Genomic DNA, 21,155 nt, shown 5'->3' with positions numbered 1-21,155 from the left:
TCGCTCCGTAACCTGCCTGAAGCCGTCTAAATCAGGGATCAGGAGCGTCGCATGAATGCTATACACACGGGCCAACAGGTCAGCCCGGCCACCTTGCACAAGGTGATCGCCGCCTCGGCCATCGGTAACTTCGTCGAGTGGTTCGACTTCGCCGTCTACGGTTTTCTCGCCGTGACCATCGCCTCGCTGTTCTTCCCACCGGGCAACCCGACCCTGGCGCTGCTGCAGACCTTCGCCGTGTTTGCCGTGTCGTTCGCCCTGCGCCCACTGGGCGGCATCGTCTTCGGCATTCTCGGCGACCGCATCGGACGTAAACGCGTACTGTCGATCACCGTACTGCTGATGGCCGGCGCCACCACACTGATCGGCCTGCTGCCGACCTACGCCAGCATCGGCCTGTTCGCCCCGCTGCTGCTGGCCGTGGCGCGTTGCCTGCAAGGTTTCTCCGCCGGTGGCGAGTATGCCGGCGCCTGCGCCTTCGTCATGGAGCATGCACCCACCGAGCAGAAAGCCCGTTATGGCAGCTTCGTGCCGGTCTCGACCTTCATGGCATTCGCCTGCGCCGCCGGCCTGGTATTCGGCATGGGCTTCTGGCTGGACGAAGCGCAGATGCAGGCCTGGGGCTGGCGCGTGCCCTTCCTGATCGCTGCGCCGCTGGGTCTGGTCGGCTTGTACATGCGCCTGCGTCTGGACGAATCACCGGCCTTCCAGGCCCTGGCTGCGCAACCTCATCCCGAACACTCACCACTGCGCGAAACCCTGCGCGAGCATGGCGGCACCGTGCTGTGCCTGTCGGCGTTCATCTCGGCGACGGCACTGTCGTTCTATATGTTCACCACTTACCTCACCACTTACATGCAAGTGGTCGGTGGCGCAGCACGGCCGACTGCCCTGCTCGCCAGCCTGATCGCGCTGTTCTTCGCCGCCCTGCTGTGTCCCTTCGTCGGGCGCTATTCGGATCGCGTCGGGCGCCGCCGCACCATCCTCACCGCCGGAGTGGCGCTGATCGTCGCGGTGTATCCGGCCTTCACCCTGGCAGCCTCGGGCACCCTGTTGGCTTCAGCCCTGGGCGCCATGCTGCTGGCCGTCGGTGCGGTGATCTGTGGCGTGGTGACGGCGGTGCTGCTCTCCGAGCAGTTCCCCACCCGGGTGCGTTACACCGCCTCGGCCTTCACCTACAACCTGGCCTACACCATCTTCGGCGGCACCGCGCCGCTGATCGCCACTTGGTTGATCGAGGCGACCGGCAACCGCATGTCGCCGGCCTACTACCTGATCGCCATCGCCCTGCTGGCCCTCGCCGGCGGCCTGGCGCTGCCGGAGTCCTCGAAGCGGCCGCTGAGCTACCAGCGCTGAGCGATCAGTACTGCACCGAGTAGCTGAGGCCAAAGGTGCGCCCGGCTGCCGGCAGGCTGGAGATGGCGCCGTAGGTGGCCTCGGCCTGCTGGCCGTAGACGGTCTTGTAGTCGCGGTTAGCCAGGTTGTAGACGCCGAAACCAACCTCGCCGCCCAGCCAGGGCGCGTGAGCGATCAGGTCGACCACGGTATAGCCCTGGATCTTGGTCGCCGGGGTGGCGCGGATGGTCGGGCTGATCGCGGCGGACTGAGCGTCGTCATAAGCGCGGTCACTGCCGCCCACGGTGAGTGCCTGCAGGCGCACGCCATAGCCATCGAGGAAGCGCCAGTCGCTGTAGACGGTGGCCTTCAGCGGCGAGACGCGGAAGGCATTCAGCTCGCGCCAGTTACCGGCAGCGTCCTTATACTGGCCACGGGTGTAGGCCAGGGTACCGCCTAGCGTCCAGCCCTCGACCACCGGCACCTGCAGGTTGCCTTCGGCGCCCCATACGCGCTCGTCGGTGTCGGCCACCGAGACACTGAAATCGCGGTTGAACTGCACCACCTTGTCGGAGGTGTTGTAGAAGGCGGTCACCCCGGCGTTCAGGCCGCTGGCATCGCCCAGGCGCCAGCCCAGTTCGTAGTTGTTGACCTTGATCGAATCGATGCTGCTGCTATCGATGACGAAGCTGGCCGGCACATCACGCAGCATGCGCTGGGTGTCGGGCAGGCTGAAGCCCTGAGAAAAGTTGGCAAACAGTTGCTGAGTGTCGGTCAGCGCATACACCGCCCCGAGGTTGAACAGGGTTTCGCTGTGGCGTACGTTGCCGCCTTCCAGGGTACGCGCCTGGTAACCGGCCACGGTGGCGGCGGTGACCGCCTCGCCATAGGGGATGGAGTCGTCCACTTCGTTGCGGATGGTTTCGCGGCGAACGCCGGCCTGCAGGCTGAGGCGCTCGGTAAGCTGGTAGTCGCCCTGCAGGAACGCGCCGGTCTTGCTCACCTTCACGTCCGGACCCATCGAGGAACTGTAGGTCTCGCGGTAGTTCAGGCCATTGCTGGTGAAGAAGCTGTTGAAGTCGTAGAACTGGCCGTCCTGACGATCCTGCTCGCGCTCGTAATCGAGGCCATAGCTCAGTTGCAGATCGCGGCCGGCCAGCTCGAAGCCCTTCTGCAAGGCGGTGCGCACGCCCCACACGTCAATATCGGTGCTCGACTGCAGCACCACGTTGGCCACCCCACCAGGCAACGCGGCATTGGCCGCACGACTGGCGAACGGGTACCAGCGCGATTTTTCCTTGCGGTAGTAGGCTTCGGCGGTCAATTGCTGACCACCCAGCAAATCGCGGTTGAGGTATTGCACATTGGCGCCGTAATGACGGGTGCGCGGCTGATCGTCGAGCTGCAAACCGTCCACCGCGTTGTGGCTGGGCTGGTAGTTCGAGACCAGCAACGCCGATAGGTTGGGGCCGTAGTCCGGGCCGTAGTCGCTGTCCTGCTCGTCGTTGTAATAGCGCACGCCGGCGCTCAGTTGCTGGTCATCGTCTAGGTGCCAGGTCAGGCGGCCGTTGAAGTCGAAGCTGGTGGTGTCCTGGCGGTCGGTCTGGGAGATTTCCGGGCCGATGCGATCACCGTCGGCATCGCGAATCTCGCCTTGCTTGGTGAAGCTCAGGCCGGCGAAACCGCTGACCGCGCCCTGGTGGAAAGCGGCGGTCTGCGAGGCCTCGTAGGCCATGGCGTCACGCGCCGCCTTGCCGGGGGTACGCAGGCCGATACGGCTGCTGAAGTCGCTGGTTTCGTCGTCGGCATTGCGCGTGATGATATTGATCAGACCGCCAGTGGCGCCGGCGCCGTAGATGCTGGTGGCACCGGAGATCACCTCGATGCGCTCGATCATCGCCGGGCTGATGCTGTTGAGCTGGCGCGAACCGTCACGCGAGCCGGTCAGCGGCACGCCGTCGATCATCACCTGCACGGTACGCCCGCGCATGGTCATGCCGTAGTTGCTGGTGGTGCCGCTGCTCGGCGCCAGCGAGGGCACCAGCTGGCCGAGGATATCGGCGGTGGAGCGGCCGGCAGCGGCCTGCTCGGAAACCTGCTCGCGATCGATGCTGTACACCGTGCCGGCGATCTCGGCGATGCTCTTGGCCGAACGGGAAGCGGTGACCACCATCGGGCCGAGTTCCTTGACCTGGCTGCTCGTGGTGTCGTCGGCCTGCGCGTGGAGCGCGCCGCTCACCGCCAGGCTGAGCAAGGTGACCTGCATGGATGCCGAAAGATGCCTCATGGTTTCCCCCAGAGAAAGCGCGTCAATGATTGCCGGAGCCGGCCTGGATCGACCGGACGATAGGTTTGCAGAGCAGGACGCTGAGCACTGAAAGCGCGCCCAGCAGCAGGTAATAGGTTTCGTAGCCCAGGCCCTTGGCGAGGAAGCCCGACAGCGAACCGCCGACGAAGAACACCAGCAGCTCGAAGCACACCAGCACGGTGAAATCGGTGCCGGCCTGCTGCCGCGAGCACAGCTGCATGAACAGGGCGTAGAGGCTGGTCATCGCCAGGTAGCGGATAGCCAGGAGCACCAGCACCATGGCGCCGAGCCACACGGGCGAGCCATCGGCCAGGCCGCTGAGCAGCAGCCCGGCGACCGCCAGGTAGGCCAGGCTGCGCAGCCAGCCGGCGCGTAGCAGCAGGGTCGCCGCGCGCTGGCGCTGCAACAGGCGTGCAGCCGCCACGGCGGCGAGCAGCCCGACGCTGGCGCCGGCCACCGACATCAGCAGGCCGATCTGCGTCAGCGACCACTGCCGATCCACCAGCATCGGCGTGAGCATGGCCATGGCCGGCGCCTCGACCAGGCGATAGACCAGGATCAGCAGCAGCGCCCAGCGGATCTCCGGGCGCCTGAAGGTGGCGATGAAGCCCGGCTTGGCCGCCTCGGCCTGCGCCGGCAGGCGATCATCGACCCGCGCCACTGCCAGCATGGTCAAGGCGCTGAGGCCGGCCAGGGTCAGCAACGCGCTCTGCCAGCCGACCACCTGATACAGCCACAGCACGCCGGCACCGCCGAACATACTGCCCAGGGCCACGCCGATGCTCTGCGCCATGCTGCCCAGGCGATGATCGTCGCTGGCCAGCGACTCCACGGTGTAACCGTCGATGGCGATGTCCTGGGTGGCGGCGAAGGTGGATATCCACAGGCTCACCAGCACGAACAGCAACAGGCCGTGCTCCAGGCCGGTCAGCGCCAGCACCAGGATTCCGGCCACCAGCGCCGCCTGAGTCAGCCACAGCCAGGTGCGGCGACGGCCGAGGCTGTGCAGGTAATGCCGGTCGACCAGCGGCGCCCAGAGAAACTTGAACGCCCAGGGGACGTACAGCAGCGAGAGCATGCCGATCCAGCGCAGGTCGACACCCTGGCTACGCAGGATGGCCGGCATCGCCACGTTGAAGAAGTACAGCGGCAGCGCGTGGGCCAGGTACAGCACCACGATCACCGCCAACGCCAGCCGGGTCACCGGCACCTGCTCAGACGGACGCTGCATGATCCACCATGCGCTCGGCGATCCAGCGATAGCCGTGCGTCCTGTCCAGGGTGACGAAGTAGGGCACGCCCCAGGCGGCATGCAGCGCCGGGGTGTCGAGCCGGGCCTGCTCCTCGGCGTCACAGGCAATGCGCACCAGCCCCTGGCACACCTCGCGGAACGCCGCCTTGTGCTGCTTGTACCAGACGCCCTGGATGGCCCGGTAACCCTCGGCGAAGGTGCTGCCCTCGCGGGTACTGGAAATGAAGAAGAACGGCTGACGGCCTTCGATCAGACGCTCGATGCCGTCCAGCCACTGGCTTATCTGCGCCGCGTCGACCTGGTCGTGAAAGACCGCCTCGACCACTGCCGTTTGCGTGAGGAGCAAACCCATCGCTGTGTGATTCCCATGATCGTTGGTGACGCAACCAAGACGATTGCGACCTCATTGCACATGAGAATAATTCTGAACAATGTTGCGCGCTTAGGGGAAAAGAAGGAAAAATTAGCCGCAACGAAACTTCCATCGGTCAAGCCAGCATGACGGTCTTCACCTGCGGTCAGCTCAGCGATGTCGTCCACACCCTGGGCGGCAACCTGCATTTCCAGCGCGAGCTACCGGGCGAACAGCCAGTGCTCGACGGCGAACAACAAGTGCAAGTGCTGAGCGAAGGCCTGGTGCTGTACTTCAGCCACAGCCGCGATCTGGTCGACGCCAGCAGCGACAACCGCCTGGCGCCGGGCATCACTGCCGCCTTCCTGCTACAAGGCGAAGCCGAAGTCAGCCTGCCGCGCCAGCGCCTGCACTTCGATGCCCGCCCTGGCGGTCAGCGCGCCATGCTGGTCAACCTGACCGATAGCGACCAGTTCCAGCGCCACTGGCGCAGCGGCCGCGAAGAAACCAAGGTATGCCTGAGCATCACCCCGGACTGGCTGCAGCAGTTCGCCCTCGACAGCCAGCTGCGCAGCGACGCCCTGATGCGCTTCAGCCGCAGCCACTGGCACAACCTGCCCTGGCAACCCTCGGTGGACATCCTCCAACGTGCCCACCAGTTGCTCGAACGTGACGCGAGCCTGCCGCCGTTGATGCAACGCCTGCAACGCGAGAGCTTCGCCCTGGATCTGGCCTGCGACATCCTGCGCGGCATCGACACGCCCCAGGAGAAACGCCTCGGCAGCCATCTCGAACGCTGCCTGGCGCGCCTCAAGGAATGGCTCGACAGCGGCGAGGCAGATGCCCTGAGCATCACCGACATGGCGCGCCAGCTCGGCACCAACCCGGTCGACCTGCAGAATGCCTTTCGCAGCCGCAACGGCACCACCATCGCCGCCTACCTGCGCCGCCAGCGCCTGGCCCGCGCTTATCAGGCCATGCGCCAGCAGGGACTGTCGGTGGAAGAAGCCGCCAGCCTGGCCGGCTACGAGCACCTCAGCAGCTTCAGCGCCGCCTTCAAGCGCGAGTACGGTTTTCCACCGTCGCAGGCTCGTCGCTGAGGGAAGTGGATCAATCCGAATCTGCACAATTGGATCTATGTGGCTGGGCCACTGCTGCGTAGATTCATCGCTACCGGGGCAGGCCGTCACGCCATCGCGCCCCTCAACGCGGATACGGATGATCACCATGAGCCAGCGCCTCGACTACTTCGCACTCTCCCCCAGGGCTTCCGGCAAATACGCCGAGTTCTCCATGCTGCTGACCCGCAGCCCGTTCCTCGCGCCGCTGGCCCACCTGGTCATGCTGCGTGCATCGCAGATCAACGGCTGCGCCTTCTGCGTCGACATGCACGTGAAGGAAGCGAAGATCCATGGCGACCGCGAACTGCGCATGCACCATATCGCCGTGTGGCGCGAATCGCCGCTGTTCTCCGCGCAGGAGCGCGCCGCGCTGGAGTGGACGGAAGCCCTGACCCAGCTGTCACCGCACGGCGTGTCCGACGCCATCTACGCCAGCGTGCGCGAGCAGTTCTCCGAGCAGGAACTGTCGGAGCTGACTTTCCTGGTGGTCGCCATCAACGGCTGGAACCGCCTCAACGTGGCCTTCCGCACCGTGCCCGGCTCCGCCGACAAGCAGTTCGGCCTGGACAAGGCCGGTCTGGCCTGAGGGTTATCCACAGGGGCGGTCGCCAGTCGCGCAGCCGCCCTGCGTCTCCCTGAGCGGCCCACTGCACAGCACGGGCAAAACCGGCATGATGTGCCCCCGCGCCAGCACCGCGCTGGCGTGACGAATCCTCGTCGGCCTCCATCAGACACACTCGCCGCCCGCTCAACGGAGCCCTTGCATGCTGCCCCTGCCGTTTTCCCGCCAACCTGCCCACCTCACCCTGCTCGCCCTCGCCTGCCTGAGCGGCCACAGCGCCTTCGCCGAAGAGCCCGTGCAACTCGATTCACTGCAGGTAACCGGCGAACAGGTAAGTGAAGTTGAGGCCGCGCGCGAGGAGCTCAAGCGCGTCCCTGGGGCCACCAATGTGGTGGATATGGCCAAGGTCGAACAAGGCCGCGTGGCTGGCGTCGCCGATGTGCTGGCCTACCAGCCAGGCGTCTACGCGCAGTCCCCCGGCAACGAAGGGGTGAAGATCAGCGTGCGCGGCTCGGGCATCAACCGCGGCACCGGCTCGCACGCCTCCGGCACCCATATCATGCTCGACGGCCTGCCACTGACCGGCCCTGGCGGCACGCCTTACGAACTGCTGGAACCGCTGTGGATAAGTCGCGCCGAAGTGCTGCGCGGCGCCAACGGCTTCGACCGTGGTTCGCTGGCCCTGGGCGGCGCCATCGACTACATCACCCACACCGGCTATACCGCGCCCAAGCTGCAACTGCGCTACGAAGCGGGCAGCCGTGGCTACCAGAAGCGCAGCATCGCCTCCGGCCAGGTGCTGGGCGATTTCGACTATTACCTCGCCCTCACCGACAGCGAAACCGACGGCTATCAGGATCACTCCTCGGGCAAAGGCAAAGGCATCGCCGGCAACTTCGGCTACCGGATCAACGAGAATCTGGAGACGCGCTTCTACCTGCGCTACCGCGAGACCGAGCATGATATTCCCGGCCGCCTGACCAAAGCGCAGATCGAGCATGACCCGCGCGCCGCAGCCGCCAACAACCTGCGCATCGACGCCTACCGCGACCAACCCGGCAGCACCTGGATCGCCAACAAGACCACCTGGCGCATCGACGACGACTCCACCCTGGTGGCCGGCCTGGCCTACCACCATTACCCGATGGACTTCGCCGAAACCGCCTACCGCGACAGCGCCTATCGCATCCGCGTGGACTACAGCGATGTCAGCGCGACACTGAACTACACGCGCCGGCACACCCTGTTCGGCCTGGATAGCACGACCACCATCGGCTTTCGCAATACCACCAGCCTGCCAAGCAGCAAGTCCAGGGAAAACGCTACCCTGCCGATGACCGTGGATGGCACCGTCTACCCCGCAGGCACCCTGATGCGGGCCTACGAGCACCTGGGCTCGGACAGCGTGCTGCATTTAAGCAACGAGCTGCAGCTGGCCCCCGATCTGTGGCTGACCAGTGGCCTGGCGTTGATCCATACCCGCCGTGAAGTACAGGTGACCTGGCCAGCCAATGACGACAAGCTAGACGAAAGCACCTGGGACTACGCGCCGCGCATCGGCCTGCGTTACCAGCTCAACCCCGAGGTGCAGCTGTACGGCAATATCAGCCGCTCGGTGGAACCGCCACATGCCTGGTCGATGATCTGGGGCTCACCACGACGCTTCAACGCACCGGGCCAGCCGTACAACGCGCGGCAACGGGCACCGGTCTCACTGGATAACCAGACCGCAACCACCTTCGAGGTCGGCGCCCGCGGTGACTCGGTCATTGGTGAATGGGATCTGGCCTACTACTACTCGCAGGTGCGCCACGAACTGCTGACCGTCGAGATCGAGAACAACGTCTTCGCCGAATCCAACGCCAGCCCCACAGTGCATCAGGGCATCGAAGCCGGCCTGACCAGCCCGCTGTGGCAAGGCGGCGCGGCCGGCGCCCTGAGCCTGCGCCAGGCTTACTCCTTCAGTGATTTCCACTACCGCGACGACGACGAATTCGGCGGCAACCGCCTGCCCGGCCTGCCGCGCCACTACTACCAGGCCGAGGTTCGCTACGACCACCCGAGCGGCTTCTACGCCGGCCTCAACACCCAGTACGCCTCCAAGGTCGCGGTGGACTACGCCAACTCTTATTACGCCGATGCCTACGCCACCTTCGGCGCCACCCTCGGCTACGCCTCCCCCAAAGACGATTGGCAGGCCTGGCTCGACCTGCGCAACCTGACCGACAAACGCTACGCCGCCACCGTGACGCCGGGCTATAACGACAACCGTGCGGATGTGGCGCGCTCCACGCCTGGTGAAGGGTTTGGGGTGTATACGGGAATTTCTTGGAGTTGGCTCTGATGGCGCAGACGTACACCACGTACTATCTGGAGATGACCTCGCCTGACCAGCTGAAGGCCAAGCCTCAGCGTAGCGACCTGCAAATCGTCGAGTGCGAAGAGCCACAACCGGCACTCAACCGTTTCCTCTATCAACTGGTCGGCTCGACTTGGGAATGGGGTGATCTGGATAGCTGGGACGATGCACAGTGGCAAGCCATGGTCGAAAATCCAGCGCACCGAACCTGGGTCGCCTATCACCGGGGCGCCATCGCTGGTTACTACGAGCTATTTCGTCCTGACGGTCACAATGCGGAGATCCGTTACTTCGGCCTGGCTCCACAGTTTCTCGACCGCGGCTTCGGCGGCCCATTGCTCAGCCATGCCGTTCAATCGGCCTGGCAGTGGCCAGGTACAGAGCGTGTTTGGGTGCACACCTGCACCTTCGATCACCCGGCTGCGCTAGCTAATTACCGGGCACGTGGGATGCGGGTTTATCAGGAAGAAATCTGCGAATTACCCAGCGGAAACTGATTTTTAACGATCTTCCGATACTGCTGCATCATCGGGGTGTGAACGATTGCAGGTAGGGTGGACAACGCTCTTCTTGTCCACCGCTTCTAACGTCACGCCCCCACTGCAGCCTCCTTTCTCAACAAATAACTATCCATGATCCACCCATTGCGCTCGCGCGCTTCCGCGCGGGTCGTGGCGATACGTTCGGCCACCTCGTCCAGCGGGCCGGCAATCAGGATTTCATCGGCGGTGCCAACGTACGCGCCCCAGTAGATATGCAGGCTCTGGCCGACGAAGCGGCGGTAGGTGTCCTTGGCATCGAGCATCACCGCCACGCTGTCCACGCCTTGCGGCCAGCCTTCGGCGAGCAGGCGGCCGGTGGTGATTTCCACGGCGCGACCGATGCTGTTGAGCGGGATACGGTGGCGCGCGGTCAGCGCCTGCAGGCTGGTGATGCCGGGAATCACGTCATAGACGAAGTCGCTGCGCCGAGCGGCGATGGCCTCGATGATGCGGATGCTGCTGTCGTACAGCGACGGGTCGCCCCAGACCATAAAGGCCGCCGTCTCGCCATCGGCCATCTGCTCGTCGATCAGTTGCTCGAACACCGCCTGCTTGTCGCGGTTGAGTTCGTCGACGCTGGCACGATAGTCCGCCGCCTCGCGTTCGCGCTCCGGCTGCTGGCCTTCGGCGAAGCGCGGCGTGTGGCCTTCGAGAAAGCGTGTGCAGATCTCGCGGCGCAAGGCGTTGAGCTTGTGCTTGGCCGCCCCCTTGTCCATCAGGAAGATCACGTCGCTGCGGCGCAGCGCCTTGATCGCCTGGTAGGTGATGTAGTCCGGGTCGCCGGCGCCGATGCCGACCAGCAGCAGGGTTTTCATGGGGTTCTCCAGGTGCGCCCCGGCACGCCGGGCGCCAGGTCGTCGATATGTTGATAATCGGCCTGCAGCGCCTGCGCCAGTTGGCGGGCGCGGCCCAGGCGGATGGGCGCGCGTTCGGTATCGAGCAGCAGGGTTGGGCACGGCAGCGGCGGCAGGTTTGGCAGGTCACGCAGGCGACCATCGGTGAGGATCAGCAGTCGCTGGCGTTCGCTCGGTTTCGCTCGTTGCCGACGCAACAGCCAGTCGCCCGCCTGATTCAGTGCATCGAGCAGCGGCGTACCGCCACCAGCACCCAGCTCGTGCAACCAGCGGTGCAGCTCGGCGCTGGCCTTGCGTCCCTGCCACAGCCATTGCGCCTCGCGGCCACCGGCCTGCAGAACGGCCAGGCGCGCGCGCTGACGATAGGCGCTGTCGAACAGCTCGGCGAGCACACCCTTGGCCAGGCTCAGCGCGCCGTGGCGACGGGTCGAGGCGGAGGCATCCACCAGCACCAGCCACAGCTCGCCGGCCTGCTGGCTGCGCGGGCGCAATACGAGCTGTTCGCGGCGTTGCGGTCGGCCCTGACGCAGGGTCGCCGGCCAGTCGATACGCCCGCCCGCGCCGCTGCGGACAGCGCCACGCAGGCCGCCGCCAAGTCGTCCCGGCCGGTTACGGGCATCCACGCCTGTGGCTGTGTGCGGGCGGATGCTCAGGGCTTTTTTGGCCAGCGCGGCGGTACGCGCCGCTCGCCCATAGCCTGCGGCTGCGCCGGCAGCTCGCCCCACTGGCCTTCACCCTGGCTCTGTTCCTGCGCCTGCTGCGGCGCCTGGCTCTGCTCGGGCGGCGTGGCGGCCGGTGGTTGCTGCTGACGACGGCGATGGCGCAGGACGAAGTCCGCCACCGCATCAATATCTGCAGGCCCGATGCCCGCCGCACCACGCCAGGCGGCATGAGCACGGGCGGCACGCAGCCAGACCAGATCGGCGCGCAGACCATCGACACCCGCAGCGAAGCAGCGCTGGCTGATCTCGCTCAGGGCGGCATCATCCAACGGGATATCGGCCAAGAGCTGGCGAGCATTGCGGCAGCGTTCAGCCAGGGCGGCCTGCTCGCCCTGCCAGCGTTGCAGGAAAGTTTCGGGGCCAGCATCGAAGGCTAAACGGCGGCGGACGATCTCGGCACGCTCGGCCGGTTGCGGCTGACCGTCCAGGGCCAGGTTGAGGCCGAAGCGGTCGAGCAGTTGCGGGCGCAGTTCACCTTCCTCGGCGTTCATGGTGCCGATCAGCACGAAGCGTGCGGCATGCCGATGGGAGATGCCGTCACGCTCGACATGGTTGACGCCGCTGGCGGCGGCATCGAGCAGCAGATCGACCAGATGATCCGGCAGCAGGTTGACCTCATCAACATAGAGCACGCCGCCATCGGCGCGGGCCAGCAGGCCGGGGGAAAACTGCGCGCGGCCTTCGCCCAGCGCCGCGTCCAGATCCAGCGTGCCAACGATGCGCTCCTCGCTGGCGCCCAGCGGCAGCGTGACGAAGCGCCCTCCATCCAGCAGGTCGGCCAGGCCACGGGCCAGGGTCGACTTGGCCATGCCGCGTGGGCCTTCGATCAGTACCCCGCCGATAGCCGGATCGATAGCCGCCAGGCACAGCGCCAGCTTCAGCGAGTCGGCACCGACCACGGCGGAGAGGGGGAAGTGATGTTCGGTCATGGCTGTGATCCGTGGAGGTAAAGGGTCGCACCAGGCTGTTGTGGGAGGGGCTTTAGCCGCGAGCTTGTCGCCGCTGAAGCGCCTCCCACGATGGGCATGCTGCACCCGTAGGGTGGGTTAGCGGCGCATAGCGCTGATAGTGCATCCGCACAGGGAATTAGCGCGCCGCGTAACCCGCCAGGCGACATATCGTGTGGCGCCAATGGTGGGTTACGCCGCACCCGCTTCTGCGAGTTGGCTGGCAACCGCGCCAGGCGGCTAGCCCACCCTACGGGAACGAGTCGCTTCATGATTCTTCGCTATCGAGCAACAGGTTTTCCAGCGCTTCGCGGTACTCGCCGGGATTCTCCCACAGGCCGCGCTGCTGGGCTTCCAGCAGGCGTTCGAGAATATCGTTGAGCGCCCCCGGGTTGTGCTGCTGGATAAAGTCGCGGGTGTCCTTGTCGAGCAGGTATGCATCGGTCAGCAGCGCGTACTGGTGGTCATCGACCAGCTCGCTGGTGGCATCGAAGGCGAATAGGTAGTCGATGGTCGCGGCCAGTTCGAAGGCGCCCTTGTAGCCGTGGCGCTTCATGCCCTCGATCCATTTGGGGTTGGCGGCGCGGGCACGCACCACGCGATTGAGTTCTTCCTTGAGGCTACGAATGCGCGGCGTGTCCGGCTGGCTGTTATCGCCGAAGTAGCTGGCCACCTTGAGCCCACGCAGGGTTTCCACCGCCGCCAGCATGCCGCCCTGGAACTGGTAGTAGTCGTTGGAATCGAGGATGTCGTGCTCACGGTTATCCTGGTTGTGCAGCACCGCCTGCATCTGTTCCAGACGCTCGACGAAGCGCTGCCGCGCAGGCAGCCCCTCGGCGCCGCTGCCGTAGGCGTACCCGCCCCAGTTGAGGTAGACCTCGGCGAGATCCGCGCGACTCTGCCACAGGCGCTCCTCGATGGCGTTTTGCACCCCGGCGCCATAGGCCCCCGGCTTGGCGCCGAACACCCGCCAGCCGGCCTGCCGACGTGCTTCGGCTTCATCCAGGCCGCCGTCCTTGAGCGCCAGCGATTCGCGCCAGACCCGCGCTGACAGCGGGTTCATGTCTTCCGGCTCGTCCAGCTCGATCACCGCCTGCACGGCCTCGTCGAACAGGCGGATCAGGTTGCTGAAGGCATCGCGAAAGAAGCCCGACACGCGCAGGGTCACGTCCACCCGGGGCCGACCGAGCTGTTCCAGCGGCAATACCTCGAAGCGCTCGACGCGCTGGCTGCCGGGCTGCCATACCGGGCGCACGCCCATCAACGCCAGGGCCTGGGCGATATCGTCACCGCCGGTGCGCATGGTCGCCGTGCCCCACATCGACAGGCCAAGATGGCGCAGGTGGTCGCCTTCGTCTTGCAGATGGCGCTCCAACAGGCGATCCGCCGCCTGCACGCCGAGGCGCCAGGCGGTCGGCGTGGGCAGGTGGCGCACATCGACGGTGAAGAAGTTGCGTCCGGTGGGCAGTACGTCAAGGCGGCCGCGACTGGGCGCGCCACTCGGCCCGGCGGGCACGAAACGCCCTTCCAGCGACGCCAGCAGGCCGCTCATCTCGGCGTCGCCACAGGCATCCAACAGCGGCGCGATATGCTCGGCCAAGCCGTCGAGAATCAGCGCCACCTCGGCACCAAAGGCTTCGCTGCGCTCTCCTGCCAAACGCTGTTCGATCAAGCTTAGCGCCAGCAGCTCAAGGCGCTCGCGGGTATCGCCGACGGTACGCCACAGGCTGTTATCCACAGCCTGCAACGCCCGTGGACGCAGCCCTTGCCAGAGCTGGCCCATATCGCAGTCCAGTGGATCGAGGCCCAGTTCCAGGCCTCGGGCCAGCGCGCGCAGCAGGCTGGCATTGGCGCCCTGGCCGTCGCCCCGGGGGATGCGCAGCAGCGCCAGCAGGGTGTCACGACGCAGTTGCCCGACGGGCGATTCGCCGAACACATGCAGGCCATCGCGGATCTGCGATTCCTTGAGGTCGCACAGGTAGGCGTCGAGCTGCGGTAGCCAGCTATCGCCGTCGTCGTTGAGTTGCAGGCCCAGCTCGCGGTCGAGGCTGGCCTCGCGCACCTTGGCCAGAATCTCACCACGCAGCTCCACGGCGCGGCGCTGGTCGAGCTGGCTGGCGTCGTAATACTCGTCGGCCAGACGCTCCAGATCGCGCAGCGGGCCGTAACTCTCGGCACGGGTCAGCGGCGGCATCAGGTGATCGATGATCACTGCCTGGGTGCGGCGCTTGGCCTGCGCGCCCTCGCCCGGATCGTTGACGATAAAGGGATAGACGTTGGGGAGCGGGCCGATCAGCGCCTGCGGCCAGCAGCCTTCGGAGAGGCCAACGCTCTTGCCCGGCAACCATTCCAGATTGCCGTGCTTACCGACGTGGATCAGCGCATCGGCGGCAAACGCCGTGCGCAGCCAGGCATAGAAGGCGATATAGCCGTGCGGCGGCACCAGGTCGGGGTCGTGGTAGACCGCCGCCGGGTCGAGCTGATAGCCACGTGCCGGCTGGATGCCGACGAAGGTCAAGCCGAAACGCAGACCGGCGACCATCATGCGCCCACTGCGGAACATCGGGTCGGCCTGCGGCTCGCCCCAGCGCTCGCGCACCGCCTGTTGGTTGGCCGCCGGCAGACTGTGGAAAAACGCCAGGTAGTCGTCCAGCGCCAGGCTCTGTGCGCAGGGCCGCGTATCCAAACCATCCAGATCGTTGGTAACGCCACCCAGCAGGTTGTGGACAAGTGCAGTCCCGCTATCGGGCAGGTTATCCACCGGATAACCCTGGGCCTGCAGGGCGCGGAGGATATTCAGCGCAGCAGCCGGTGTATCCAGGCCGACGCCGTTGCCGATGCGGCCATCGCGGGTCGGGTAGTTGGCCAGGATCAGACCGATTCGCTTCTGATCGTTGCTTTTAATCGCCAACTGACACCAGTTACGTGCTATTTCGGAGACGTAGGCCATACCTGACTCGTGCGCCTGGTAGCACACCACATCGCTCTGGCTACGCTCGCTGCGCCAGGCCAGGCCCTTGAAGCTGATGGCGGTGCCGATCAGCCGGCCATCCAGCTCGGGCAGCACCACATGCATGGCCAGGTCACGCGAGCCCAAGCCTTGGGCGCTGGCCTGCCACTGCGTGTGGTTATCCAGCGAACAGATGGCCTGCAGCACCGGGATATCCCGGCGAAACACCCGCGCCTGCGGCGCCTCGGGATTGGACAGGGCAAAGCCGGTGGTATTGATGATCAGCGCGGTGCTCGTCTCGTCCAACCAGGCCTGTACCTGATTCAGGCAGGCCGGCTCCTTGAGGCTGGCCACGGCAATCGGCAGCGGGTTGAGCCCCTGAGCGATAAGGTGCTGGCAGAAGGTATCGACGAAGGCGGTGTTCGCCGATTGCACATGGTTGCGGTAGAACAGCAGCGCCACTACGGGCGCATCCGGCTGCCACTGCGCCTGCCAGTCAGCCAGGGCTGCCGGGCTACGCTGCGGATGATAGAGGCCAACGCGAGGCAGCGGTTGCGGCTCCTGCCAGGCATCGTCGCGCCCCAGCCAGCGGCTACCGATGCAGTGGAACAACTGGCGGGCGTTGTCCAGCCCGCCCTGGCGCAGGTACTGCCAGAGGCGCTGGCTGTCTTCCTCGGCGACGTTGCCGAGGGCATTCAGCTCCGGGTCGGATTTGTCGTCGCCCGGCACCATGATCACCATGGCACCACGCGCGCCCAGTTCCACCAGGCGCTCCACGCCATAGCGCCAGTAGCTCACCCCGCCATGCACGGAGATCAGGATGACCTTGGCATGCTGCAGCACCTGCTCGACGTAATAATCCACCGAGGCGTTGTTGCTCAGTTGCGCCGGACTGGCCAGGCGCAGGCTGGGGTAGTCCTCCGGCAGTTGCCGGGCGGCCTCGGCCAGCAACGACAGGTGCGAATCCCCCGTGCACAGGATCACCAGCTCGGCAGGCGTCTGGCCAAGGTCGGCGATGCTGTCGGCCGGCAGTTGGGCGCCGGGCTGGGTGCGCAGAAGATGCATATTCGCTCTGTGGGAGGGGCTTTAGCCGCGATTGGTCTTAGCGCCGTAGGGTGGACTCAGTTATCCGGCGGACTGTTCGCTTCGCTCCTGAGTCCGCCCACGATCAAGTACGCCCTACGCTCTGTATCAAGCCAGCGCCGCTTTCAGCTCGGCCTCGATAGCCGCGCGGTCGAGCTGCTGGCCGATCACCACCAGGCGGCTCAGGCGCGGCTCGTCGGCCTGCCAGGCGCGGTCGAAGTGGCGGTCGAAGCGCTGGCCAACGCCCTGCACCAGCAAGCGCATGGGTTTGCCAGGAATCGCTGCGAAGCCCTTCACCCGCAGAATGCCGTACTTGGCCACAGCGTCCTTCAGCGCGGCCAGCAGGCGCGCCTCCTCTGTTTCCGGTAGTTCCACGTGGAACGAGTCGAACTCCTCGTGATCGTGATCCTCGTCTTCATCGTCATGATGGGTGCGACGACTGTCGATATGCAGCTCGGTTTCGCTGTTCAGACCCAGCAGCACGCCCAGCGGCAGTTCGCCGCCGTGCGCCTCAATCACCTTGACCGCTGGCGGCAATTCCTCGGCCACCTCGGCACGCACTGCAGCCAGCGCCTCGGCATCGAGCAGATCGGCCTTGTTGAGGATCACCAGGTCGGCACTGGCCAGTTGGTCGGCGAACAGCTCGTGCAGCGGCGATTCGTGGTCGAGGTTGGGGTCGAGCTTGCGCTGTTCGTCCACCTGATCAGGGAAGGCGGCGAAGGTGCCAGCGATCACTGCCGGGCTGTCGACCACAGTGATCACCGCGTCGACCGTACAGGCATTGCGGATTTCCGGCCAGTTGAAGGCCTGCACCAACGGCTTGGGCAGGGCCAGGCCGCTGGTTTCGATAAGGATATGGTCAAGATCGCCACGGCGCGCCACCAGCTCGCGCATCACCGGGAAGAACTCTTCCTGCACGGTGCAGCACAGGCAGCCGTTGGCCAGCTCGAAGACACGGCCATTGGCCTCCTCCTCGCTGCAGCCGATGGAGCACTGCTTGAGGATTTCACCGTCGATACCCAGCTCGCCGAACTCGTTGACGATCACCGCAATACGGCGGCCGCCGGCATTGGCCAGCAGGTGACGCAGCAAAGTGGTTTTGCCGGCACCGAGAAAACCGGTGACGATGGTGACAGGCAGTTTGGCGAGGGTTTTCATGGAGGGCCCCGTGGCGTCGTTAAGTTCGGCGGACGGGTACGCGCAGGCGGGCACGCAAGAGCGTGCTGGCCGCGTCGGATCACCCCGTCCGAGCATGTGGCTGTGTATCGAGGCAGGTCTCCTGGCTCACGGTTTGCGCTACGCGCATCCCTTCACCTTCCCGCTATAGAGCAGTGGTGCATTGAAGGGTTTAAGACCGTTTACAGTTGCGGGGGCAGCCAGGGCATCGACCCTGTTCCCTCTTAGCTCCCCGGCGGCTTGCCGGGAAGAACCTCGAAAGCGAGAAGGCTACGCAGGCCGCGGCGGCCGGTCAATCGCGGTTGACCGCTGGCAGGTGCCATGATGAGCTACGTCACCCCCCGACACGAATGCCGCTCATGACCGCCAGCCACCTCGATCTCCTCGCAGCCCCCTGGGTGGTTGCCGGCCTGGGCTGTCGACGTGGTTGTGCACAGGACGAACTACTCGACCTGCTGGCTCACAGCCTGGCGCAACATGGGCTGACTGTGGATAACCTCACCGGGTTGGCCAGCATTGCACATAAGCAACACGAGCCGGGGCTGCATGAGCTGGCCAAGCACCTGAATCTGGAACTGAGCTTCTTCACCCCCGACGACCTCATACCCTACCAGTCGACACACCCTGCCAACCGGCTCACGCAATCCACCACCGGCAGCCCCGCCGTGGCAGAACCCTGTGCCCTGGCACTGGCCACCCGCCTGGGCAGCAGCGCGCAGTTGCTCGGCGTGAAGAACCGCAGCGCAAGCGCCACCTGTGCGCTGGCCACATTCGACAGAGAATCCGCATGACCGTCTACTTTATCGGTGCCGGCCCCGGCGATCCCGAGCTGATCACCGTCAAGGGCCAACGCCTGATCCGCTCGTGCCCGGTCATTCTGTATGCCGGCTCGCTGGTGCCCGAGGCAGTGCTGCAGGGTCACAGCGCAAAGCAGGTGGTGAATACCGCCGAGCTGAATCTTGGTGAAATCATCAACCTGCTGCATCAGGCCCATGAGCGCGGTCAGGACGTCGCCCGTGTGCATTCCGGCGACCCTTCACTGTATGGCGCCATCGGCGAGCAGATTCGCGAGCTGCGGTCGCTCGGCATCCCCTTCGAGATAATCCCCGGAGTCACTGCCACCGCTGCCTGCGCGGCGTTATTGGAATCCGAGCTGACCTTGCCCGGCATCGCCCAGACGCTGATCCTCACTCGCTACGGCACCACCTCGCCGATGCCCGAGGGTGAGCAGTTGCATGACCTGGCCAGACACCGCGCGACTATGGCCATCCACCTCGGCGTACGCCAGCTACCGGCGATCGTGGCCGAATTGCTACCGCACTACAGCGCCGACTGCCCCATCGCGGTTATCCACAGAGCGAGCTGGCCGGACCAGGACTGGGTACTGGGCACCCTGGCCGATATCGAAGAAAAGGTCGCCGCCAAGGACTTTCGCCGCACGGCGTTGATCCTCGTCGGACGCGTGCTTGACCCCGGCGCGTTTGCCGAGTCGGCGCTGTACGACGCCCGGCACAAGCACCTGTACAGGCCGTAGCCATTAAGTTTTTACGAAACCGGACTCTCGGAGAACCGGGAACCTCGGCGCTCAACGCCAGAAATGAGAGCACCTATTGGGATCATTCTGCGAAGGCGAACACGGCAGCAGGCAGCCTGAGCCTGCCTTTTTGAGATTCACTTTAACCTGAAGCGCTTCCCTGCCCGGTGTATCGAGTGAGTACTCACTCAAGCAACTCTGCCCCTCAAGAAAGCGAAATAGGAATAGATCCCTATTGGCAAAATACAGGTTCAAATCCTGTGGGCCATTCCAACCCGATTTAGAGGGAATAAGAAATCGCCAATGCCCGTCACCCAACGCTTCCCCTGTCAATTTAACCGATGAATAGTCTTCATCGACCTTCAGCGTGGGATAGACCATACCAATAACATAAGTACCTACAAACCCCATATCCGTATCTATTACATTACGGCGAAAGGCGCTATCTAACGTAGGCGGATTATCTTTGGCATGTGCGTATCGCACTTCGATGCTGCCCAGGCTTTTACTTTCTTCAAACTCTGCGCTGGGTACGGTTGGTGTGTATTCATATGAACGACATCCCGCCATAACAAGTAACGACAGAACAACGAGCATCCAACAAGAAAGACCTTTTGATTCAGTCACCGTAGCACTCCACACAATCAGACGCTCCGTGATTGGCCAGATCTACAGCCAGGGTAGCGGGATCAGCAGTCCGATAGACCCTTACGAATAGCTTCACTGCCCCGCCTCTGATGACATGATGATCCTCATTGAGACGCTCCATACGCAGCCCATGCGAAGCGAAATGCTGAGTCATGGTCGACAATATCGTGTCCAGCTTCATGCGCGTGTAAAGACGTGGCCTGAGCCTCTCGCCTGACAGGCCGAAAGCGTCTACCTCAATACCAAATAAACCAAGAGGACGTTCCAGAGAAAAAGCCAATGGCAATTCATTGCCGTCGTAATAATTCACGCCACAATTGCAGGGCGGCATTAATCGAGCGTCATCGACAGGTAGTACTTTGATACCGGGGTGGCCTGCACGGAAGTTACGCCATGGTAATGGCTTTCCGGTTTTAACCAGACTTTGATAATAGCTTTGCAAGAATTTATAGAAATCCGTCGAAACTGGCTCTGGCTCCGTGGTTTTACCAAGGCCGCGAAGATGCCATTGCCCGCCGACGCGGTACCAGTCGAAGTTCCTATGCGTCCATTGATATTTTGCATAGGGCTCGAACAGACCAAACTGCGAACCATGGTCATATCTATCTGTAGCACTCAGGCGCCGTCCCTCGAGGCGGACTTCCTCACGGGCTTCTTCCAACGTCTTCTCGTCGGGCCAGATCATGCCGATCAGCCCGTTACCCGGCTCAATCAGAACAACGGGCCCATAAGGATTGCGCGAGACTGCACGACTGAGGTCTGGCGCAACCAACAGCAGGCCATCACCGCCATAGGGCGCAACCGAGTATTTACGCAGCTCACCTGTCGATGCGGACAGTGCCAAACCGAATTGGGGAAACACCCGCAAATCGGGATTGCTCTGCGGCCACCCAAGCATGGTGAACGTGCTGAGCGGAACTGCGACCGGGACGCCGGTCTCATGGATACGAATCAGTTGGGCGCCCGTCTTGAAGTGCTCAAATGACAGAACCTCCTTGCCCGTGCCTACTGCCAACAGTGTCCTGCCATCACCTAGCAGGTAATAGCGGCTGTTGCTCTGGTACCAGTCACCGACCGGCTGCAGTTGCTTCCCCTTGTAGGAAAAACGCTTGCCCTGGTCGAGAAATGCGTTGACCTCATTCATCGATATGGCGCGGCCAAAACCCGGAATCTCCAGACCATGTGCAGGTGTTGCCTGCAACGCAGGGCTTGAGAGCACAACGATAATGGTGCCAAGCCAGCGCAATGCCAGCGGTAGAAGTCTCATCCTTGATACACCTGTCCTTTAGCTCACTGACTCCAAGAGAGGCAAGCCTGTCTCGGATAGGGCTGAAAAGCTATCTGCCACCACTGCTCTGAAGGCGTGATAGCTATTCCCATATACGCGGTTCAAAGCATTCCCTGACATGC

At 64.3% G+C, this 21,155-nt stretch carries 17 protein-coding genes and 1 riboswitch; of the genes, 7 read left to right on the top strand and 10 right to left on the bottom strand.

Annotated features, from left to right (window positions below; all coding sequences use genetic code 11):
- Window positions 1-51: 51 nt before the first annotated feature.
- Window positions 52-1,356, top strand: coding sequence for an MFS transporter (locus tag CDO35_RS12710; protein WP_099525085.1), 1,305 nt, complete (start codon window positions 52-54; stop codon window positions 1,354-1,356).
- Window positions 1,357-1,360: 4 nt separating this feature from the next.
- Here the strand turns inward: CDO35_RS12710 and CDO35_RS12705 are convergent, their stop codons facing one another.
- The 3 genes from CDO35_RS12705 to CDO35_RS12695 are packed head-to-tail and all read right to left on the bottom strand — an operon-like array spanning window position 1,361 to window position 5,247.
- Window positions 1,361-3,622: a TonB-dependent receptor gene (locus CDO35_RS12705; protein WP_166432403.1), complete on the bottom strand. Its 2,262-nt coding sequence runs from the start codon at window positions 3,620-3,622 to the stop codon at window positions 1,361-1,363.
- A 22-nt stretch (window positions 3,623-3,644) separates the two neighbouring features.
- Window positions 3,645-4,874, bottom strand: a complete 1,230-nt coding sequence (locus tag CDO35_RS12700; RefSeq protein WP_099525083.1) for an MFS transporter — start codon at window positions 4,872-4,874, stop codon at window positions 3,645-3,647.
- The gene (locus CDO35_RS12695; RefSeq protein ID WP_099525082.1) at window positions 4,858-5,247 is read right to left on the bottom strand and encodes a hypothetical protein; all 390 of its coding nucleotides are present in this window, start codon (window positions 5,245-5,247) and stop codon (window positions 4,858-4,860) included. The genes CDO35_RS12700 and CDO35_RS12695 overlap by 17 nt, the downstream gene beginning before the upstream one ends.
- Before the next feature lie 146 nt (window positions 5,248-5,393).
- Between CDO35_RS12695 and CDO35_RS12690 the strand changes: the two genes are divergently transcribed.
- The 4 genes from CDO35_RS12690 to CDO35_RS12675 all read left to right on the top strand — a co-directional run bounded on the left by CDO35_RS12690 (window position 5,394) and on the right by CDO35_RS12675 (window position 9,786).
- On the top strand, window positions 5,394-6,347 hold the full coding sequence (locus CDO35_RS12690) for a helix-turn-helix transcriptional regulator (protein ID WP_099525081.1): 954 nt from the start codon (window positions 5,394-5,396) through the stop codon (window positions 6,345-6,347).
- A 118-nt stretch (window positions 6,348-6,465) separates the two neighbouring features.
- Window positions 6,466-6,954 (top strand): carboxymuconolactone decarboxylase family protein, encoded by a 489-nt coding sequence (locus CDO35_RS12685; RefSeq protein ID WP_099525080.1) that lies wholly within the window; start codon window positions 6,466-6,468, stop codon window positions 6,952-6,954.
- A 178-nt stretch (window positions 6,955-7,132) separates the two neighbouring features.
- Window positions 7,133-9,274: a TonB-dependent receptor family protein gene (locus tag CDO35_RS12680; protein WP_099525079.1), complete on the top strand. Its 2,142-nt coding sequence runs from the start codon at window positions 7,133-7,135 to the stop codon at window positions 9,272-9,274.
- Window positions 9,274-9,786, top strand: a complete 513-nt coding sequence (locus CDO35_RS12675) for a GNAT family N-acetyltransferase (RefSeq protein WP_099525078.1) — start codon at window positions 9,274-9,276, stop codon at window positions 9,784-9,786. Before CDO35_RS12680 ends, CDO35_RS12675 begins: the two co-directional genes overlap by 1 nt.
- Window positions 9,787-9,878: 92 nt before the next feature.
- Here the strand turns inward: CDO35_RS12675 and cobF are convergent, their stop codons facing one another.
- The 5 genes from cobF to cobW form a co-directional block, all read right to left on the bottom strand.
- The gene (cobF, locus tag CDO35_RS12670) at window positions 9,879-10,646 is read right to left on the bottom strand and encodes a precorrin-6A synthase (deacetylating) (RefSeq protein ID WP_099525077.1); all 768 of its coding nucleotides are present in this window, start codon (window positions 10,644-10,646) and stop codon (window positions 9,879-9,881) included.
- Window positions 10,643-11,353 carry a vWA domain-containing protein gene (locus tag CDO35_RS12665; protein ID WP_243699084.1) on the bottom strand — a complete coding sequence of 237 codons (711 nt, stop codon included), beginning with the start codon at window positions 11,351-11,353 and terminating at the stop codon, window positions 10,643-10,645. Before CDO35_RS12665 ends, cobF begins: the two co-directional genes overlap by 4 nt.
- Complete coding sequence (locus tag CDO35_RS12660; protein WP_099525075.1) at window positions 11,335-12,336, bottom strand: magnesium chelatase ATPase subunit I; 1,002 nt, start codon at window positions 12,334-12,336, stop codon at window positions 11,335-11,337. Before CDO35_RS12660 ends, CDO35_RS12665 begins: the two co-directional genes overlap by 19 nt.
- A gap of 286 nt (window positions 12,337-12,622) precedes the next feature.
- Window positions 12,623-16,369 carry a cobaltochelatase subunit CobN gene (gene cobN, locus CDO35_RS12655; protein WP_099525074.1) on the bottom strand — a complete coding sequence of 1,249 codons (3,747 nt, stop codon included), beginning with the start codon at window positions 16,367-16,369 and terminating at the stop codon, window positions 12,623-12,625.
- 126 nt (window positions 16,370-16,495) lie between these two features.
- Window positions 16,496-17,545: a cobalamin biosynthesis protein CobW gene (gene cobW, locus CDO35_RS12650; protein WP_099525073.1), complete on the bottom strand. Its 1,050-nt coding sequence runs from the start codon at window positions 17,543-17,545 to the stop codon at window positions 16,496-16,498.
- Between the two features lie 94 nt (window positions 17,546-17,639).
- A riboswitch (cobalamin riboswitch) is annotated at window positions 17,640-17,836 on the bottom strand.
- A gap of 86 nt (window positions 17,837-17,922) precedes the next feature.
- On the opposite strand from cobW, the gene CDO35_RS12645 reads away from it, so the two are divergent.
- Both CDO35_RS12645 and cobM read left to right on the top strand, forming a co-directional pair.
- Window positions 17,923-18,354 carry a cobalamin biosynthesis protein gene (locus tag CDO35_RS12645; RefSeq protein ID WP_099525072.1) on the top strand — a complete coding sequence of 144 codons (432 nt, stop codon included), beginning with the start codon at window positions 17,923-17,925 and terminating at the stop codon, window positions 18,352-18,354.
- Window positions 18,351-19,097 carry a precorrin-4 C(11)-methyltransferase gene (gene cobM, locus CDO35_RS12640; RefSeq protein WP_099525071.1) on the top strand — a complete coding sequence of 249 codons (747 nt, stop codon included), beginning with the start codon at window positions 18,351-18,353 and terminating at the stop codon, window positions 19,095-19,097. The genes CDO35_RS12645 and cobM overlap by 4 nt, the downstream gene beginning before the upstream one ends.
- Before the next feature lie 51 nt (window positions 19,098-19,148).
- Here cobM and CDO35_RS22810 read toward each other — a convergent pair whose 3' ends face one another.
- Together CDO35_RS22810 and CDO35_RS12635 are read right to left on the bottom strand one after the other, a co-directional pair.
- Window positions 19,149-19,724 carry a hypothetical protein gene (locus tag CDO35_RS22810; RefSeq protein ID WP_143507332.1) on the bottom strand — a complete coding sequence of 192 codons (576 nt, stop codon included), beginning with the start codon at window positions 19,722-19,724 and terminating at the stop codon, window positions 19,149-19,151.
- A complete protein-coding gene (locus tag CDO35_RS12635; RefSeq protein ID WP_143507330.1) occupies window positions 19,717-21,012 on the bottom strand; it encodes a hypothetical protein in 1,296 nt (431 codons plus the stop codon). Before CDO35_RS12635 ends, CDO35_RS22810 begins: the two co-directional genes overlap by 8 nt.
- Window positions 21,013-21,155: the final 143 nt, after the last annotated feature.

This window comes from Pseudomonas sediminis (assembly GCF_002741105.1).
In the GTDB taxonomy this organism is placed as follows: domain Bacteria; phylum Pseudomonadota; class Gammaproteobacteria; order Pseudomonadales; family Pseudomonadaceae; genus Aquipseudomonas; species Aquipseudomonas sediminis.
The sequence above is the reverse complement of the archived record's forward strand: the minus strand, read 5'-3'. Positions and strand labels throughout refer to the sequence as shown.

Coding starts and splice junctions, on each gene's coding strand:
- CDO35_RS12710 (WP_099525085.1), top strand. CDS start 52: ATGAATGCTATACACACGGGCCAACAGGTCAGCCCGGCCACCTTGCAC.
- CDO35_RS12705 (WP_166432403.1), bottom strand. CDS start 3,622: ATGAGGCATCTTTCGGCATCCATGCAGGTCACCTTGCTCAGCCTGGCG.
- CDO35_RS12700 (WP_099525083.1), bottom strand. CDS start 4,874: ATGCAGCGTCCGTCTGAGCAGGTGCCGGTGACCCGGCTGGCGTTGGCG.
- CDO35_RS12695 (WP_099525082.1), bottom strand. CDS start 5,247: ATGGGTTTGCTCCTCACGCAAACGGCAGTGGTCGAGGCGGTCTTTCAC.
- CDO35_RS12690 (WP_099525081.1), top strand. CDS start 5,394: ATGACGGTCTTCACCTGCGGTCAGCTCAGCGATGTCGTCCACACCCTG.
- CDO35_RS12685 (WP_099525080.1), top strand. CDS start 6,466: ATGATCACCATGAGCCAGCGCCTCGACTACTTCGCACTCTCCCCCAGG.
- CDO35_RS12680 (WP_099525079.1), top strand. CDS start 7,133: ATGCTGCCCCTGCCGTTTTCCCGCCAACCTGCCCACCTCACCCTGCTC.
- CDO35_RS12675 (WP_099525078.1), top strand. CDS start 9,274: ATGGCGCAGACGTACACCACGTACTATCTGGAGATGACCTCGCCTGAC.
- cobF (WP_099525077.1), bottom strand. CDS start 10,646: ATGAAAACCCTGCTGCTGGTCGGCATCGGCGCCGGCGACCCGGACTAC.
- CDO35_RS12660 (WP_099525075.1), bottom strand. CDS start 12,336: ATGACCGAACATCACTTCCCCCTCTCCGCCGTGGTCGGTGCCGACTCG.
- cobN (WP_099525074.1), bottom strand. CDS start 16,369: ATGCATCTTCTGCGCACCCAGCCCGGCGCCCAACTGCCGGCCGACAGC.
- cobW (WP_099525073.1), bottom strand. CDS start 17,545: ATGAAAACCCTCGCCAAACTGCCTGTCACCATCGTCACCGGTTTTCTC.
- CDO35_RS12645 (WP_099525072.1), top strand. CDS start 17,923: ATGACCGCCAGCCACCTCGATCTCCTCGCAGCCCCCTGGGTGGTTGCC.
- cobM (WP_099525071.1), top strand. CDS start 18,351: ATGACCGTCTACTTTATCGGTGCCGGCCCCGGCGATCCCGAGCTGATC.
- CDO35_RS12635 (WP_143507330.1), bottom strand. CDS start 21,012: ATGAGACTTCTACCGCTGGCATTGCGCTGGCTTGGCACCATTATCGTT.